The sequence below is a fragment of the Propylenella binzhouense genome (assembly GCF_009866965.1).
GTDB lineage: Bacteria > Pseudomonadota > Alphaproteobacteria > Rhizobiales > Afifellaceae > Propylenella > Propylenella binzhouense.
The window spans coordinates 17,666-33,158 of the sequence record NZ_SPKJ01000043.1 but is presented as its reverse complement, the minus strand read 5'-3'; the positions used below and the strand labels follow the sequence as shown (position 1 = coordinate 33,158).

The 15,493-nt window shown below is 70.0% G+C and carries 14 protein-coding genes; 3 read left to right on the top strand and 11 right to left on the bottom strand.

Annotated elements, in window-relative coordinates:
- Positions 1-95 precede the first annotated feature (95 nt).
- Genes E4O86_RS13030 through E4O86_RS13020 form a run of 3 tightly spaced genes read right to left on the bottom strand, consistent with a single transcriptional unit; the run spans position 96 to position 3,106 of the window.
- A complete protein-coding gene (locus tag E4O86_RS13030; protein WP_161140980.1) occupies positions 96-1,601 on the bottom strand; it encodes a tripartite tricarboxylate transporter permease in 1,506 nt (501 codons plus the stop codon).
- Positions 1,602-1,641: 40 nt separating this feature from the next.
- Complete coding sequence (locus tag E4O86_RS13025; protein WP_161140979.1) at positions 1,642-2,124, bottom strand: tripartite tricarboxylate transporter TctB family protein; 483 nt, start codon at positions 2,122-2,124, stop codon at positions 1,642-1,644.
- Between the two features lie 10 nt (positions 2,125-2,134).
- Complete coding sequence (locus tag E4O86_RS13020) at positions 2,135-3,106, bottom strand: Bug family tripartite tricarboxylate transporter substrate binding protein (protein ID WP_343039157.1); 972 nt, start codon at positions 3,104-3,106, stop codon at positions 2,135-2,137.
- A gap of 84 nt (positions 3,107-3,190) precedes the next feature.
- Between E4O86_RS13020 and E4O86_RS13015 the strand changes: the two genes are divergently transcribed.
- On the top strand, positions 3,191-4,618 hold the full coding sequence (locus tag E4O86_RS13015) for an MmgE/PrpD family protein (RefSeq protein ID WP_161140978.1): 1,428 nt from the start codon (positions 3,191-3,193) through the stop codon (positions 4,616-4,618).
- On the opposite strand, the gene E4O86_RS13010 is transcribed toward E4O86_RS13015, so the two are convergent.
- Positions 4,593-5,354 (bottom strand): SDR family NAD(P)-dependent oxidoreductase, encoded by a 762-nt coding sequence (locus E4O86_RS13010; RefSeq protein WP_161140977.1) that lies wholly within the window; start codon positions 5,352-5,354, stop codon positions 4,593-4,595. The two genes, E4O86_RS13015 and E4O86_RS13010, sit on opposite strands and share 26 nt — an antisense overlap.
- Positions 5,355-5,597: 243 nt before the next feature.
- Between E4O86_RS13010 and E4O86_RS13005 the strand changes: the two genes are divergently transcribed.
- Positions 5,598-6,449 carry a substrate-binding periplasmic protein gene (locus E4O86_RS13005; protein ID WP_161140976.1) on the top strand — a complete coding sequence of 284 codons (852 nt, stop codon included), beginning with the start codon at positions 5,598-5,600 and terminating at the stop codon, positions 6,447-6,449.
- Positions 6,450-6,452: 3 nt separating this feature from the next.
- On the top strand, positions 6,453-7,826 hold the full coding sequence (locus E4O86_RS13000; RefSeq protein WP_161140975.1) for a dicarboxylate/amino acid:cation symporter: 1,374 nt from the start codon (positions 6,453-6,455) through the stop codon (positions 7,824-7,826).
- Between the two features lie 48 nt (positions 7,827-7,874).
- Here the strand turns inward: E4O86_RS13000 and E4O86_RS12995 are convergent, their stop codons facing one another.
- Genes E4O86_RS12995 through E4O86_RS12965 form a run of 7 tightly spaced genes read right to left on the bottom strand, consistent with a single transcriptional unit; the run spans position 7,875 to position 15,329 of the window.
- Positions 7,875-8,258 (bottom strand): AtzH-like domain-containing protein, encoded by a 384-nt coding sequence (locus E4O86_RS12995; protein WP_161140974.1) that lies wholly within the window; start codon positions 8,256-8,258, stop codon positions 7,875-7,877.
- Between the two features lie 13 nt (positions 8,259-8,271).
- Positions 8,272-9,759 carry an amidase family protein gene (locus E4O86_RS12990; protein ID WP_161140973.1) on the bottom strand — a complete coding sequence of 496 codons (1,488 nt, stop codon included), beginning with the start codon at positions 9,757-9,759 and terminating at the stop codon, positions 8,272-8,274.
- Position 9,760: 1 nt separating this feature from the next.
- Positions 9,761-11,374 carry an ABC transporter substrate-binding protein gene (locus tag E4O86_RS12985; protein WP_161140972.1) on the bottom strand — a complete coding sequence of 538 codons (1,614 nt, stop codon included), beginning with the start codon at positions 11,372-11,374 and terminating at the stop codon, positions 9,761-9,763.
- Positions 11,375-11,417: 43 nt separating this feature from the next.
- Positions 11,418-12,320: an ABC transporter permease gene (locus E4O86_RS12980; RefSeq protein WP_161140971.1), complete on the bottom strand. Its 903-nt coding sequence runs from the start codon at positions 12,318-12,320 to the stop codon at positions 11,418-11,420.
- A complete protein-coding gene (locus tag E4O86_RS12975) occupies positions 12,317-13,270 on the bottom strand; it encodes an ABC transporter permease (RefSeq protein ID WP_161140970.1) in 954 nt (317 codons plus the stop codon). The genes E4O86_RS12980 and E4O86_RS12975 overlap by 4 nt, the downstream gene beginning before the upstream one ends.
- Before the next feature lie 11 nt (positions 13,271-13,281).
- The gene (locus tag E4O86_RS12970; RefSeq protein ID WP_161140969.1) at positions 13,282-14,295 is read right to left on the bottom strand and encodes an ABC transporter ATP-binding protein; all 1,014 of its coding nucleotides are present in this window, start codon (positions 14,293-14,295) and stop codon (positions 13,282-13,284) included.
- Positions 14,292-15,329 (bottom strand): ABC transporter ATP-binding protein, encoded by a 1,038-nt coding sequence (locus tag E4O86_RS12965; protein WP_161140968.1) that lies wholly within the window; start codon positions 15,327-15,329, stop codon positions 14,292-14,294. Before E4O86_RS12965 ends, E4O86_RS12970 begins: the two co-directional genes overlap by 4 nt.
- Between the last annotated feature and the right edge of the window lie 164 nt (positions 15,330-15,493).

Sequence of the window (15,493 nt, the reverse complement as noted above, 5' to 3'; positions counted from 1 at the left end):
CGCGTCGTCGGTCGCCGCCGCCGCCAGCCGCCAGGCGAGCTCGCGCCCGCGCGGGATGCGCTCGCCGGGGCGGACGACCCGGACCTCGTGGAGCCTCATGCCGCCGATTCCCGCCGCGCCGCGCCGCGCCGGCGGGCATCGCGGAAGCCGCGGAATGCCGAGCCGAGGATGAAGATCGCCGCGAGGCCGAGAAGGAGCGCGCTCACCGGATCCTGCAGGAACACGCTGTGGCTGCCGTTCGAGATGACGAGCGCGCGCCGGTAGTTCGCCTCGATCATGTAGCCGAGCACGAGGCCGAGCACGAGCGGCAGGAACGGGAAGCCGAACCAGCGCATCAGATAGCCGAGCACGCCGGCGGCGAGCACGATGCCGAGATCGAACAGGCTGTGGTCGATCGTGTAGATGCCGGAGAAGACGAGCACGTAGATCGCGGCGAGGAGATAGGGCTTCGGCCGGTTCACGAGCCAGATCGCCGGCGTCATGATCAGGATGCCGATCACGAGCTGCGCGAGGTTGGCGACGAGGAGCCCCCCGAACAGGCCGTAGACCACGTCCGGATTCCTGGAGAGGAGCAGCGGCCCCGGCTCCAGGCCGTGGATCATCAGCGCGCCGAGCAGGATGGCGGTCGAGTTCGAGCCCGGTATGCCGAAGGCGAGCGTCGGGACGAGCGCGGTGCCGGCGACGACGTTGTTCGCGGCCTCCGGCGCGGCGATGCCCTCCGGCGAGCCCTTCCCGAACTCCTCCGGGTGCTTCGACCAGCGGCGCGCCTCGTTGTAGGACATGAAGGAGGCGATGGTGCCGCCCGCGCCAGGCATGACGCCCTCGAAGGTGCCGATGCCGATGCCGAGCCCGAGGGCGAGCCTGAGGCGCTTCAGCATGGCCCAGCTCGGCAGCTTGATGTGCGTGTCGCGGGCGCGCGACTTGTCCCAGTCCGGCAGCCCGGACTGCGTGAAGATCTCGGTCAGCGCGAAGACGCCGATCATCACCAGGATGAACTCGATCCCGCCGAGAAGCTCCGCGCGCCCGAAGGTGAAGCGGTTGACGCCGGAGAGCGGGTCCGTGCCGACGGTGGCGATCATCAGGCCGACGACGCCGGCGATGAGCCCCTTCACGATCGATCCGGACGAGAGCGAGGCGATCACGCTGATGCCGAGGACGCCGAGGGCGAAATAGGCGGCCGGCGTGAAGAGGAGCGCCACCCGGGCGAGCGGATCGGTCAGCACGATGAGGAGGAGGAGCCCCGCGAGGCCGCCGATCACGCCGGAGATGAGCGACAGGCCGAGCGCCTCGCCGCCCCTGCCCTGGAGATGCATGGCATAGCCGTCGAGAACGGTCGCGGCGGCGGAGTTCGTCCCGGGCGTGCGGATCAGGATGGCCGGGATCGAGCCGCCATATTCCGCGCCGACATAGACCGCGCCGAGCAGCACGACGGCGGTGATCGGGTCGAGGCCGTAGGTGAAGGGAAGGAGGAGGGCCATCGCGATCGAGGGCGAGATGCCGGGGAGCGCTCCGCCGAGCATGCCCCAGGCGACGCCGGCGAAGGCCGCGAACACCGCCGGCGTTCCGGTGAGTGCAGCCCAGGCATGCGCGATCCCGTTCATGCCCGGCCAGGCCGGCTTATGCCGCGGTCCGGCCCCGCTTTCATCCCGGAAGCTCCGGCCAGACGCCGCCCGGCATCGGCACGCGGAGCACGAGCACGAAGAGCGCGTAGAAGAGGATCGCTCCGAGGAGCCCGAAGGCGAGGAGCGGCAGCGGCCGCTGCCGGCCGTTGAAGAAGGCGGCGACGGCGAGGAGGAGCCCGACCGAGAGGGCGTAGCCGAGCACCGGCAGGGCCGCGAGGAAGCCGATGCCGATGGCGAGCATGCCGAGCGCCCGGCCATGCTGCCGCCAGGTCGGACGCTCGCCGTCCTCCGCCGGGGCGGCGGGGCTGTTCCGGAGCCGGGCGGCCACGCTCTGCCCCATCAGCGCGAGCGCGAGCATGCCGAGCACCAGCGCGAGCGTCCGCGGCATCGTGGAGGCCGTGACGACGCCGTCGAGGAAGCTGATCGGGATCCTGCCGGCGGCCGTCCAGTAGAGGGCGGCGCCGGCCAGGATCACGAGCCCGACATAGAAGTCGCGCGACATCGCGCCGGCGTCAGTCGCTGGTCACGCCGTAATCGGCAAAGAACTGCTTCTGCTCGGCGACGAAATCCGTCATGAACTTCGCATATTCCTCGTGGTTCATGACGGTCGGGATCAGGCCGCCCGCCTGGTACCACTTCTTGAACTCGGGGAGGTCGAGCACGGCCGGAATCGCCTTCTCCCAGGCCGCGAAGACCTCGGCGGGCATGCCCTTGGGCCCGGCCAGGCCGCGGAACTTCCGCACCACGAGGTCGATGCCCTGCTCGCGCGCGGTCGGCACGTCGGGGAAGTTATCGAGACGCTTCTCGGTATAGCTCGCGATGAGCCGGATCTCCCCGGCCTGGATCTGGCCGCGCAGCTCCTGCACTTCGCCGATGCCGGCGGCGAGCGTTCCGTTGAGCACGTTGACGAGGAGGTCGCCGCCGCCGTCATGGGTCGCGATGTTGACCTCGATGCCGGTGAGCTTCTTGAGCCGTTCCATCACCTGCCGGTCGAGCGAGCCGGGCGTGCTCACGCCGATCGAGATCGTCCCGGGCTTCGCCTTCGCGGCTTCGACCAGCTCGGCGAGCGTCTTGTACTCGCTCTTCGTCGTCGTGTAGACGACCTGCGGGTCCATGAAGATGTTCATGACCGGCTCGAGATCCGCATAGGTGAACTGCGGCTTGCTGAGCAGCGACGTGTTGACGAAGCTCGGCGTCGTCCCGTAGAGCACCGACCCGTCCGGCTTCGCCTGCGCGACGTGGGCCATCGCCTTGGCGCCGCTGCCGCCCCGGACGTTCTCGACCACGATGTTCGCGCCGAGCACCTTCTGCAGATGCGGCGCCATCTCGCGGAGATAGACGTCGGTGCCGCCCCCCGGGCTCGAATGGGTGACGAGCGTCACCGTATCGACCGGGTACTTGTCCTGCGCGGAGGCCACCGTGCAGAGAGCGAGCACAGCCGCAGCGATTCCGGCCCCGAGCGGGACCTTCGAGATCAGGCTCACGTTCGTTCCTCCCGTCTGCGCATTTTTGTTCGCCGCAGATCACGGGAAGAGTAACACGTTGTCATCCGGCGACAAGGAGTCGGCATGCTGGCGGAAAATCAGAATGATGCCGGTCTTCGGGCCTCCGGCGCCGCAGAAGTCGCCGCGGTGCTGTCGGATCACCTTTCGGCTGTCCTTGGGAAGGAGCTTCCGCCGGCGGTGGTCGAGAAGACGAAGCACCATGTTCTCGACACGCTGGCGGCGATGATCTCCGGGTCCCGGCTCAAACCGGGGCGGCTCGCGATCGGTTATGCCGCGGCCCAGGGCGGCCGGCCGGCCTGCACGCTCGTCGGGACGCGCATCCTCACCGATCCCGTCAATGCGGCGCTCGCGAACGGCATCATGGCGCATGCCGACGAGACCGACGACAGCCATCTTCCCGGCCGCTATCACCCCGGCTGCGCCGTCGTGCCGGCCGCGCTCGCCGTCGCGGAGAGCCGCGGCATGAGCGGCGCGCACCTCATCAAGGCGGTCGCCGCGGGCTACGATCTCGGGGCCCGGTTCTCGCTCGCGCTCGGCTATGCCTCGCCGGAGGCCGGCAGCCACAGCTCGCACTGCCTGGGCGCCAATTTCGGGGCGGCGGCCGCGGCGATCGCGCTCTGCCGCTTCGGCCCGCAGGAGGTGCGTTCCGCCCTCTCCTACGCCATCCAGCAGGCCTCCGGGATCCGGTTCTGGCAGCGCGACGAGGAGCATGTCGAGAAGGCCTTCGATTTCGGCGGCATGGGCGCGCGCAACGGCGTCACGGCCGCCGCTCTGGTGGCGGCAGGCTTCACCGGCGTGCAGGATCCCTTCACCGGGCCGCACAATTTCTTCAGCGCCTTCGCCGACGAGGCGCGGCCCGGGGCGCTCGTGACGGAGCTCGGCGCCCGGCACGGCGTGATGGAGGCCTCGATCAAGAAATGGTGCGTCGGCTCGCCCGTCCAGGCGGTGCTCGACAGCGTCGCCGCGCTCCTCGCGGCGCACGATTTCCATCCCGATGCGATCGAGCGGGTCGTCCTGGAGCTGCCGGACGACCGCGCCGCGCTCGTCAGCGACCGCTCGATGCCGGACATCTGCGCGCAGCATCTCGCCGCCGTCGCCCTGCTCGACCGCGGGCTCGGCTTCGCCATGGCGCACGATTACGGGCGCATGCGGGATCCGGCGGTGCTGGCGCTGCGGAGCCGGATCGAGCTTCGGCCGAGCGCGGAACTCACCCGCGCGAAGCCCGGGCGCCAGGCAATCGTCACCCTGGAGCTGAGCGACGGCCGGGTGCTCAGCCATCGGACCTACGCCGTCCACGGGACGCCGGACAACCCGATGGGGCGCGCGGACGTCGCGGCGAAATGCATCGACCTCGCGGGTCCGGTCGTCGGCGCCGCCGCCGCCCGGCAGCTCGCGGCGGCCGCCTGGGAACTCGATACCTGTGCGGACGTGCGGAGCCTCCGGCCCCTGCTTCAGGCCGATCCGGTCACGGAAAGTACATCCCGCCGCTGACATGGATGGTCTGGCCGGTGATGAAGCGGCCGGTCGGCACCGCGAGCGTCCGCACCATCTCCGCCACCTCCTCGGGATGGCCTTCGCGCCCGACGATCGGCTGGCCGGTCCCGGGCACCGACCCGCCCGCGCCGGCGGACCTCGCGCGCTCGCCGCCGATCTTGCCCGGCACGACGCAGTTCGCCGTGATCCCGCGCCCGGCAAATTCGACCGCGATCGCCTTGGTCAGGCCGACGAGCCCCGCCTTCGCGGTGCAGACATGGGCCCGGTTGTAGGCGCCCGTGTGTCCCGTCATGCCGCCGATATTGATCACAACGCCGCCGCCCGAGCGGACCATGAGCGGCAGCGCGCTCCGCGCGCACAGGAACGCGCCGTCGAGAATGGTGCCGGTGATCGCCCGCCAGTCGGCGAAGCTCATTTCCGTCAACGGCGCCTCGCGCCGGTCGGCGGCGTTGTTGACCAGCACGTCGAGCCGGCCGAAGCGCGCATCGACGGCTTCGAACATGGCGGCCACCGCCTCCTCGTCCGTCACGTCGGCGAGATGGGTCATCGCCCCGGCGCCGAGCGCGCGGACCTCGTCGGCGACCTTCTCGATCTCCGCCGCCGAGCTGCGGGCGTTGATCACGATGGAGGCGCCCGACCGGGCAAGCGAGAGCGCCGTCGCCCGCCCGATCCGCCGCGCCGCTCCCGTGATGAGCGCGACCTTGCCGCGAAGCGGCTGCCCGTCCTCCGCCATGTCTCTCCCCTTGCGATGTTCTTTCGTCGGGCGCGGGCCGTGCCCCGGCTGGCCCGCTTGTATCCTGGTCGAGAACCCGGCGATGCGCGAGAGCTTCGCGTGGCCGGAACCTTCCGGAAACCGGCCGGCCGGCCGCAACCGCTTGGTTTCGCTTTCTTAACCGGAGGGCCCTAGCCTGAACTGCCGGTGCGATCCGGATGTGATCACTCGCCGGACGATCCGGGTCCGCGCCGAGAGGACGGAATGACTGCAGGCGCAAGGACGCTCATCGGCCTTTCGCGACGAACGCTTCTGATGGGTGCGGCGGGCTCGGCTGCGGTGCCGCGCGCCTTCGCGCAGGAGCGCGGCACCCGGGACCTGCGCGACATCCTGAATGCAGGCTCGCTGCGGGTGGCGACGCCCGGCTTCTCGTCGCTCCCGTTCTTTTCTGCCGCCGGCAGCCGCGATGCCGGCCTCGACGTCGAGATGTCCCGCGAGATTGCCGCCGCGCTCGAGGTCGAGCTCGCCTTCGACCGTTCGGCGAACACCTTCGACGCCGCCGTCGAACTGGTCGCGCGAGGCCGGACTGACCTCGCCGTGTGCAAGCTGAGCCGGACCCTGAAGCGGGGCCGGATCATCCGCTACTCGCAACCCTATGCGACGCTCCATCACGGGCTGATCACGAACCGGGTCCGCTTCGCCCGCCTGGCCGGCGGCAGGCCCGCCGAAGACGTCGTCCGCGACTTCCGGGGCGACCTCGGCGTCATCGCGCATTCCTCCTTCGCCGAGTTCGCGCGGACCAGCTTTCCCGGCGCGCGCATCCGCGAATTCGCGGACTGGTCGTCGATGGTGGAGGCCGTGCGGTCCGAAGAGATCGACATGGCCTACCGGGACGATTTCGAGATCAAGAAGCTCCTCGTCGACGACCCGTCGATGACGGTGGTCGCGCGCTCGATCACCCTGTCCGACCGCCTCGACACGCTGGCGATCGGGATCCGGCCGGATGCGCCCCACCTCGCGGCGTTCGCCGACCTCTTCCTCGACCTGGCGCGGGGCGGCGCGGTGATGAAGACCGACGAGATCATCGCGCGCTACATGGCGGAGCGCGGTGCCTAGGCCATGAATGCGGCGGCATCTTCGGCAGGCGGAGGGCGCAGGCACCTCGCGATCGTGAAGCGCGTCCTGAGATCGCCGTTCACGACCCTCGTGCTCATCGGCGCGGGCGTCCTCTGCGGCCTGCATTTCCCCGCGACGGCCCACGCGCTGAGCCCCGTCGCCTACGCCTATCTGAACCTCCTGAAGATGGTAGTCCTGCCGTTCCTGGTCTCCTCCGTGATCTTCTCGATCACGTCGATGGTGCAGGATCCGCAATCCGCGAAATATCTCGGCCGGGTCGGCATCGCGGTGCTGATCGTCTCCTTCGTCGGGGTCGCCCTGAGCGGCTCGCTGGCGATGGTGCTGGAGCCCGGCCGGATCGACGATCCCCAGTCGCGCATCGAACTGGGCAAGTTCATCAACGCGCAGGGCACCGTCTCGACCGATCTCGAGCTGACGCTCACCCCGCCGCCGGAGGCGGAGGAGACCACCGGGCCGCTGACGATCTTCCTCAATCTCGTCCCGAGCAACGTCTTCGGCTCGCTCGCAAGCGGCGACACGATCCAGGTCCTGCTCTTCTGCATCTTCTTCGGGCTCGCCGTCGGGCAGGTGCCGCGGCAATCCTCGATGAGCTTCGCGCGCGGGCTCGACGCCGTCTACCGGGCCTGCATCATCCTGACCAACTGGTTCATCTGGGCGCTGCCCCTCGCAACCTTCGCGCTGATCGCCGACCAGATCGCCTCGATGGGGCCGGAGCCGCTCCGGCTGATGGGCGGCTTCCTGCTCGTCATGGGGCTTTCGAGCCTCTGCGTCTTCCTCGCCTCCATCGCGATCGTCGCGGCGAGGTCCGGGCGCGGCTACTGGTCCACGATCAAGGCCTTCCAGCCGCTCCTGATGGTGGTGATCACGACGCGCTCCACCGTCGCGTCGATCCCCTGGATCATCGAGCTCCTGGTCGAGCGGCTGAACTTCGACCAGGTCGTCGTCGAACTGCTGGCGCCGCTGCAGGCGGCACTGCTGCGCACCGGCGCGATCTTCCTCTATGTGAGCGGCGTCCTCTTCATCGCGCAGCTCTACGGCCGGACCCTTTCGGTCCCGGACCTCGTCCTCGTCGGAATGTCCTCGGCGCTGCTGGCGCTCACGACCTCCGGCATGGCCGGGCTGGTGATCCTGACGCAGATGTCGATCCTGTGCGGCTATCTCAAGCTTCCGTTCGAGGCCGCCTTCATCCTGTTCGTCGCGGTCGACGCGGTGTCCGACACCTTCATGACGATCGGCAGCGTCTGCACCGTGACGGCGAGCACCGCGGCGATCGCGCCCCGCTCCCGGGAGGCGGCGCAGGAAAGTTCCGGCATGGCCGAGCCGCTTCCGGCCGAAGCGGCGCAAGGAAGCGCGTGACCGGCCGCCGCCTCCGGCCGCGCCGCAGCGACGCGGCGCTCAGGGCCATCAGGCCGGGGCCGCGCTCACATGGGCGGCAGCGATCCGCCAGCCCTCCGGCCGCCTGATCCAGGTCTGCGACTGCCGGCTGAGGGCGCCGTTCCCGCTGCGGATGAGGGCGTTGGTCGTCGCGACGTCGCGGCCATAGGCCGTGACGACGACCTCCTCGATCCGCCGGGCCGGCCCGGCGCCGCGCCACCGGTTCGACCGGAAGCCCGCGATCGCGTCGTAGCCGAAGAGCGTCTCCCCCGGGCCGAAGCGGACCGTGGCGGGCGAATTCCAGAAGAAGCCGTTGAGCGCGTCGACGTCGCCCGCGTCGAGCGCACGGTTGTAGCGCAGGAAGCAGTCGCGCACCTCGGCGACCGTCTCCTCGTTGTCGATCTCCTCGATCATCCCGGGCAGGTCCTCACTGGAGCGGCGGCACCGTCGACGGCGGATGGCGGTGGCGGGTCGCCTGCTCGTAGCCGAAGGCCATCGCGATCAGCATCGGCTCGCTCCAGGGCCGCGCCACGATCTGCAGCCCCGAGGGCAGGTCCTCGTAGGTGTAGCCCATCGGCACCGCGATCGCCGGCCAGTGCAGGCCGGAGGCGATCCAGGTCGTGGCGCCCGGCGGCGTCACGTTGCGGTCGCCGTTGAGCTTCGGCGGATAGCTCGCCACCGGCAGCACGAAGGCATCGATCCCGGCCCGGTCCATGGCCTCGGAATAGGCCGCGCGCATCTCCGCCTCGAGCGCTTCGAGCGCGTGGACGACCGGATCGTCTTCCGGTGCCGGGGCGGTCGCCGTGGCGCGCAGGCTCACCTCGTGCAGCGGGTGGAACGTCCCCGCGGCGACGACCTCCGCGAGGCTCTTCGGAAAGCCCGGGCCCGTGGTGGCGAGATAGCGCTCGATGGCGGCGCGCACCTCGCTCAGCGGGTGCGGCCGCGGCGGAAAGGCGTCGAACCCGGAGATCTCGAACGGGTCGACCACGATCGCGCCGGCGCGCCTGAGATCCGCCAGCGCGCGATCGAGGAGCGCCAGCACCTGCGGATCGGAGCGCTGCGGCGGGAAGGCCTGGCGGAGCACGCCGAGGCGCCTGCCCTTCAGCCCGTCCGGATCGAGCGAGGCGGCATAGGACGGCGGAATCCTGCCTTCCGCCTCCCGCGTCGCCGGATCGGCCGGATCGACGCCCGCGATGACGTCGAGAAGGGCGACGAGGTCGCTCACCGTCCGGGCCATCGGTCCGGCGGTGTCGCGGGCGTCGTAGAGGCCGATCATGCCGGCCCGGGAGACCAGCGCCCAGCTCGGGCGCAGGCCGACGAGGGCGTTGTTGGAGGACGGATTGCGGATCGAGCCGAACGTGTCGGAGCCGAGGCCCATCACGCCGAAGCTCGCGGCGACGCCGCTGCCGGTCCCGCCCGAGGAGCCGCCGGTGGCATGCGCCGTGTTGTAGGGATTGCGGGCGAAGGTCGGCAGCACCGAATTGATGTTGTCGAAGCCGCCGCGCGCCCATTCCGACATGGTGGTCTTGGCGAGGATCACCGCGCCCGCCGCGCGCAGCTTCGCGACGGCGGTCGAATCCCGCTCCGGCACCCAGCCGAGAAGCGCGGAGGATCCGCCGGTCGTCTGCAGGCCGGCGACGTCGTAATTGTCCTTGACGAGCACCGGGATTCCGTGAAGCGGGCCGACGAAGCCGCCGGTTTCGGCGAAGGCGCGGTCGAGGGCCGCCGCGTCGCGCAGCGCATCCGGATTGGTCTGCACGATCGACCAGAGCTGCGGCCCCCGCCGGTCATAGGCCGCGATGCGGTCGAGGAAGGCCTGCGTGACGCTCCGCGCCGTGGCGGTGCCCGCCCGGTAGGCGGCGTGGATATCCGCGACCGAGGCCTCCTCGACCCGGAATGGGGCGCGCGCGTCCATCTCAGTCCGCCACCTCGATGGTGGTGAAGTCCTGGTACCAGTTGCGCGCCTGGACGAAGCCCTTGAGCTTCGGCGAGAGCGCGCGCGGGCCCTTGTCGTGCACGACGAGGAGAGCGGCGGCCGCGTTCGTCAGCGCCTCGTTGACGCGGGCGAGCGCGCGCTCCTGGGCCTCCGGATCGAACTCGGCGCGGACCGCCTTCAGCGCGGCGTCGAATTCCGGGTCGTTGTAGAAGCCCCAGTTGCTGCCGGCGGGCGGCGCCAGCGTGGAGGTGTAGCTGACGATGCCGGTCGCCGGCTCCTGCATCGTCATGGCGACGTTGATCCCGTTCGCCTTGGCTTCCTTGGCGCCCTGCCGGAGCATGGTGATCATCGCGGTGAAATCGCGCACGTCGTAGGTGACGTTGATGCCGACCGCCCGCAGGTTCTCCTGGATGATCTCGTTCATGGAGAGGGGCACCATCTGGCCGCCGCCGGAGGAGGAGATGACGATCTTGACCTCGACCGGCTTGTCCGGCCCGTAGCCCGCCTCTGCGAGCAGCGCCTTCGCCGCCTCCGGATCGTAGGCGAGCTTGAAATCCGGCTTGCCGAACCAGGGCGCGTCGGGCGGGGCGAACCCTTCCGCCGCGGTGGCGTGGCCGCCGAGGAACTCGACGATCGCCGCGCGGTCGATGGCGAGGTTGGCGGCCTTGCGCACGCGGATGTCGGCGAAGGGGGAATCCTCGGTGAAGCTCAGGCGCCAGAGCCAGGTGTGCGGATAGGTGTTCTCGGTGATCGTGTAGCCGGCCGCCTGGAGGGAGGGGATCGCATCGGGCGGGAGCGTGTCGACGAGGTCGACCTGTCCGGAGCGGAGCGCGGCGACGCGCGTGTTGGCGTCCGGCACGGGCAGGACGAAGAGGTCCTGCGTCTTCGGCACCCGCGCCGGGTTCCAGTAGTCCCTGTTGGCCTCGAGGTGCAGTTCCGTGCCCTTCTTCAGCGACACGAACCGGTAGGGGCCGGTGCCGGAAGGGTTCTGGGCGAACGCGTTCCAGTCGTTGCCGGCCTCGGCGAAGCGTGCGGGGCTCGCGAAGAAGAGGCTCGAGAGCTCGTAGAGAAGCAGCCCGTTCACCTGCTTGGTCTCGATGAAGATCGTGCGGTCGTCGATCTTCCCGTAGGCGGCGATGGATTGCGTCCGGCTGCCGGCGGCGCCGGCCCGTCCGGGGTGGAACTGCGGCGCGTCCTTGTTCTTCACCGAATCGAGATTCCAGATCGCCGCGTCGGCGTTCCATGGCGAGCCGTCGTGGAAGCGCGCCTCGCGCAGCCTGAAGATCCAGCGCTTCGGGTCGGCGGGGTCCACCGACCAGGATTCGGCGAGGCCGGGGACCAGGCGCGACGGCCTGTCGGCGGAGGAGAGGTCCCAGAGCACGAGCGCGTCGAAGATGGTGTAGCCGCCGAAGCGGACGCCCTCGAAGCCGCCGTCAGGGGCCGCCCAGAGATTCGGGATGTCGCTCAGCGAGCTCGCGATGCGCAGCGGGCTCCCGGCCGCTGCGCGCTCCGCGGTTGCGGAGAGCGCGGTGGCGGCGATCAGCGCGGCGGCGGCGAAGCCGCGCAGCGTCGTGCCGAAGCAAAGGCTCTTCATCTCGATCCATCCTCGCAGGGGTGAAGGGGAGGGCGCGCGCAGGCTAGGCCCGCACGTCCATCGCGGTCCGCAGCCCGTCGCTCACGAAGTTGAAGCAGACGCTGGTCAGGAAGATGCAGATGCCCGGCAGCGTCGCGATCATCGGCTGCGAGTAGATCGCCGTCCGCAGCGTGTTGAGCATCAGCCCCCATTCCGGGTCGGGCGGCTTTATGCCGAGGCCCAGGAAGGAGAGGCCGGAGGCGATGATCATCGAGACCCCGACGAGGCTCGTGGCATAGATGAAGATGGGGCCGAGCACGTTCGGCAGCACGTGCACGAGCACGATGGAGCGGGCGCCCGCGCCCGTCGCCCGGGCCGCCTCGGCATAGTCGAGGTTGCGCACGCCGGTCGTCACGCTCTCCGCGACGCGGATGATCGGCGGGATGAAGACGATGGTCAGCGACATGATCGCGTTCAGGATGCCGGCGCCGAGCGAGCCGCTCACGGCGACGGCGAGCAGCACGGACGGGAAGGCGTAGAACACGTCCGTCACGCGCATGATCGCCATGTTGGTCTTGCCGCCGGCGAATCCCGCGATGATCCCGATCGTCCCGCCGATGAAGAAGGCGAGCACGACGGGCGTGATCCCGACGAACCAGGAGAAGCGGCCGCCATAGAGCAGGCGGCTCAGCATGTCGCGGCCGAGCTCGTCGGTCCCGAGCAGGTAGCCCGGCGTGCCGATCGGCTTCAGCCGCCGGGCGATGCTGCCGTCGGTCGGCCCGTAGGGCGCGATCAGCGGCGCGAGCACGATCAGGAGCGCCATGACGACGAGGATCGCCCCGCAGACGAGGGTCACCCTGTCGCGCAGCAGCCTGCGGCCGACCCCGCGCCAATAGGTGTCCTGGCCGCCGGCACGCGCGGCGGCTTTGGCGGCGCCGAGGACTTCCGGTGCGAATGTCGTGCTCATCGGCGGCTGATCCGTGGGTCGATGGCGGTCTGGATGAGGTCGACGACGAGGTTCAGCACGACGAAGAAGAGCGCGAGGAGCAGCGTCGTCGCCTGCAGCACCGGAAGGTCGCGCTGGAAGATCGCCGTGTTGAGCATCATGCCGGTGCCGGGCCAGGCGAACACGGTCTCGACGAGGATCGATCCGCCCATCAGGTTGGCGAGCTGGAGCCCGACCACCGCGAGGACGGTCGGCGCGGCGTTGAGCACGACGTGCCGGACGATGCCGGCGCGGCGCAGGCCCTTGCCGCGCAGCGTGGTGATGTAGTCCTGGCTGATGATGTCGCTGACGAGCCCGCGCACGGTGCGCGTCACGATGCCGGCCGGGATCACCGCCAGCGTGACCGACGGCAGGATGAGGTAGCGGAGATGGGCCCAGTCCCAGGCCCAGGCCGTCGATCCGCCGGGGCCGGATCCCATTGCCGGCAGCAGGTTGAGGTTCACCGAGAAGATGATGACCATCACCATGCCGAGCCAGTAATGGGGCACGGAGACGCCGGCCACCGCGGTGCCGAGGAGCACGCGGTCGAGCCAGCTCTCGCGGTAGACGCCGGCGATTCCGCCGAGGATGCAGCCGGCGAGCACGCCGAGCAGGCCGCCCGTGCAGGCCAGCACGAAGGTCGCGCCGCTCGCGGAAACGAGGTCCGGCAGCACGGGCCTGCCCTTGATGAGCGAGGTGCCGAAATCGCCCTGGACGAGCTTTGCGAGCCACAGCCCGAACTGGACGGGGAGCGGCCGGTCGAGGCCGTATTCGCTGCGGACGCGGTCGATCACCTCCTGGGGCGTATCGGGCTGCACCATCGCGTCGATCGGATCGCCGGGCGCGATGTGGACCAGCAGGAAGCAGACGAGGCTCACCGCAAGCGCGATCGGAATCACGTAGACGACGCGGCGGACGATGTAGAAGAGCATCCGACCTCCGCTCAGGCCATTGCCGAAACGCGTTTCGGGCTGTGCTTGATTTCGGCGTCCTCGACCCGGATGCAGCGCACGGCGCGGCCGGGCCCGGGATGCCGGAACGCGGGCATGCTTTCGCGGCAGGCATCCGAGGCATGGCTGCAGCGCGGCGCGAAGGCGCAGCCCTCGAACGGGAAGCGCAGGTCTGGCGGCGCGCCCGGGATCGTCGTCAGGCGCTTGCCGCGCGTCCCGGAATGGACCGTCGCGCCCATCAGGCCCTGCGTGTAGGGATGGAACGGCTGCCGCATCACGTCGACCGTCGATCCGAGCTCGACGATCCGCCCGGCATACATGACGGCGATCCGGTCGGCGATCTCGCCGGCCACGCCGAGATCATGCGTGACGAAGATCACCCCCATGCCGAGCTCCTGCTGCAGGCTGCGCAGGAGCAGGAGGATCTGGATCTGCACCGTGGCGTCGAGCGCGGTGGTCGGCTCGTCGGCGAGCAGCAGCTTCGGCCGGCAGGAGATCGCCATCGCGATCATCGCCCGCTGCCGCAGCCCGCCCGAAAGCTCGTGCGGATAGGCGCCGAGCCGCCGCCTGGCCGAGGGGATCTGCACGAGCTCGAGCAGCTCGAGCGCCCGCCTGTCCGCCTCGCGGCGGCTGATGCCCTCGTGCCGGATCAGGGTCTCGGCGATCTGGTAGCCGATGGTGAAGACCGGATCGAGCGCGGTCATCGGCTCCTGGAAGATCATCGAGACGACCTTGCCGCGCACGGCGGACAGCCTGCCGTCGGGGATCGTCATGATGTCGTGGCCGGCGACGGCGAGCGCGCCGGTCATCACGGTCTTGCCCTTCGGATTGAGGCGGAGGAGAGCGCGGAGCGTCACCGATTTTCCCGAGCCGCTTTCGCCGAGGATGCAGAGCACCTCGCCCTCGTCGAGATCGAGGTCGATGCCGTTGACCGCGGTGACCGTGGCCTCCCGGGAGATGAAGCTGACGCGGAGGCCCCGCGCGCGGACGAGCGGCTGTCCGGTCATGCCACCATCCTCCGGCTGTCGGCGTAGCCGCTGTCCGGGACGACCGCGTGGCAGGCGGCCGAATGCGCGTGCCCGATCTCGGCGAGATCCGGCGCGCTGTTCGCGCAGATGTCGCGCGCGAGAGCGCAGCGCGTGCGGAACCGGCAGCCGGAGGGCGGATCGATCGGATTCGGCGGGTCGCCGCTGAGCGGCGGCTCCGTGCGCCGGCGGGTCGGATCCATCGAGGGCCGGCTGGCAAGCAGCGCGCTCGTGTAGGGATGCGCCGGGCGCCGGAAGATCGCGTCGCCCGGCCCGACCTCGGCGACCTTGCCGAGATACATCACGAGCACCCTGTCGGCGACGTGCTCGACCACGTTGAGGTCGTGGCTGATGAAGAGATAGGTCAGCCCGAACTGCTCCTTGAGGTCGAGGAGGAGGTTCAGGACCTGCGCCTCCACCGACTTGTCGAGCGCGGAGACCGGCTCGTCGAGGATGATGAGGCGCGGCAGCAGGGCGAGCGCGCGGGCTATGTTCACCCGCTGGCGCTGTCCGCCGGAAAGCTCGTGCGGGAAGCGGCGGGCATATTGGCCCGGCGCGAGGCCGACGGCCTCCAGCAGCTCCTTCGCCCGCGCGACCGCCTTGGCGTGGGGGATGCCGTGCACCCTGGGGCCATAGGCGATCGATTCCTCGATGGTCAGGCGCGGGTTCAGGGACGAGTAGCTGTCCTGGAACACCATCTGCACCTGGCGGCGGTATTCCTTGAGGCTGATGCCGCCGGCCGTCCCGACATGTTCGCCGTCGAACACGATCTCGCCGGCGGTCGGGGCGATCAGGGACATGATGAGGCGGGACGCGGTCGATTTCCCGCAGCCGGATTCGCCCACGATTCCGAGCGTCTCGCGCTTGGCGATGGTGAGATCGAGGCCGTCCACGGCGCGGACGACCTGCCGCCCCCTGAAGACCGAGCCGATCGGGAAGTGCTTGGCCAGCCCCTTCACGATCAGGAGGGGCTGCGCGGGGCCGCCGCGGTCGGGCGCCTGTTCCAGCTCGGGCATGTGGTCACCTTCCCCGCTCCGTCTCCGCCCTCGTCCTCCCGGTGTTTCCGTCCCTCTGCCGGCGCTTGCATCCGTCGAACCCGGCGGATGCCGCGCCTGCTTGACTATTTGTTGTGCAATCCTGCGTATGCCTATCCAATCGGCAGTACGCACCATTCCGCACA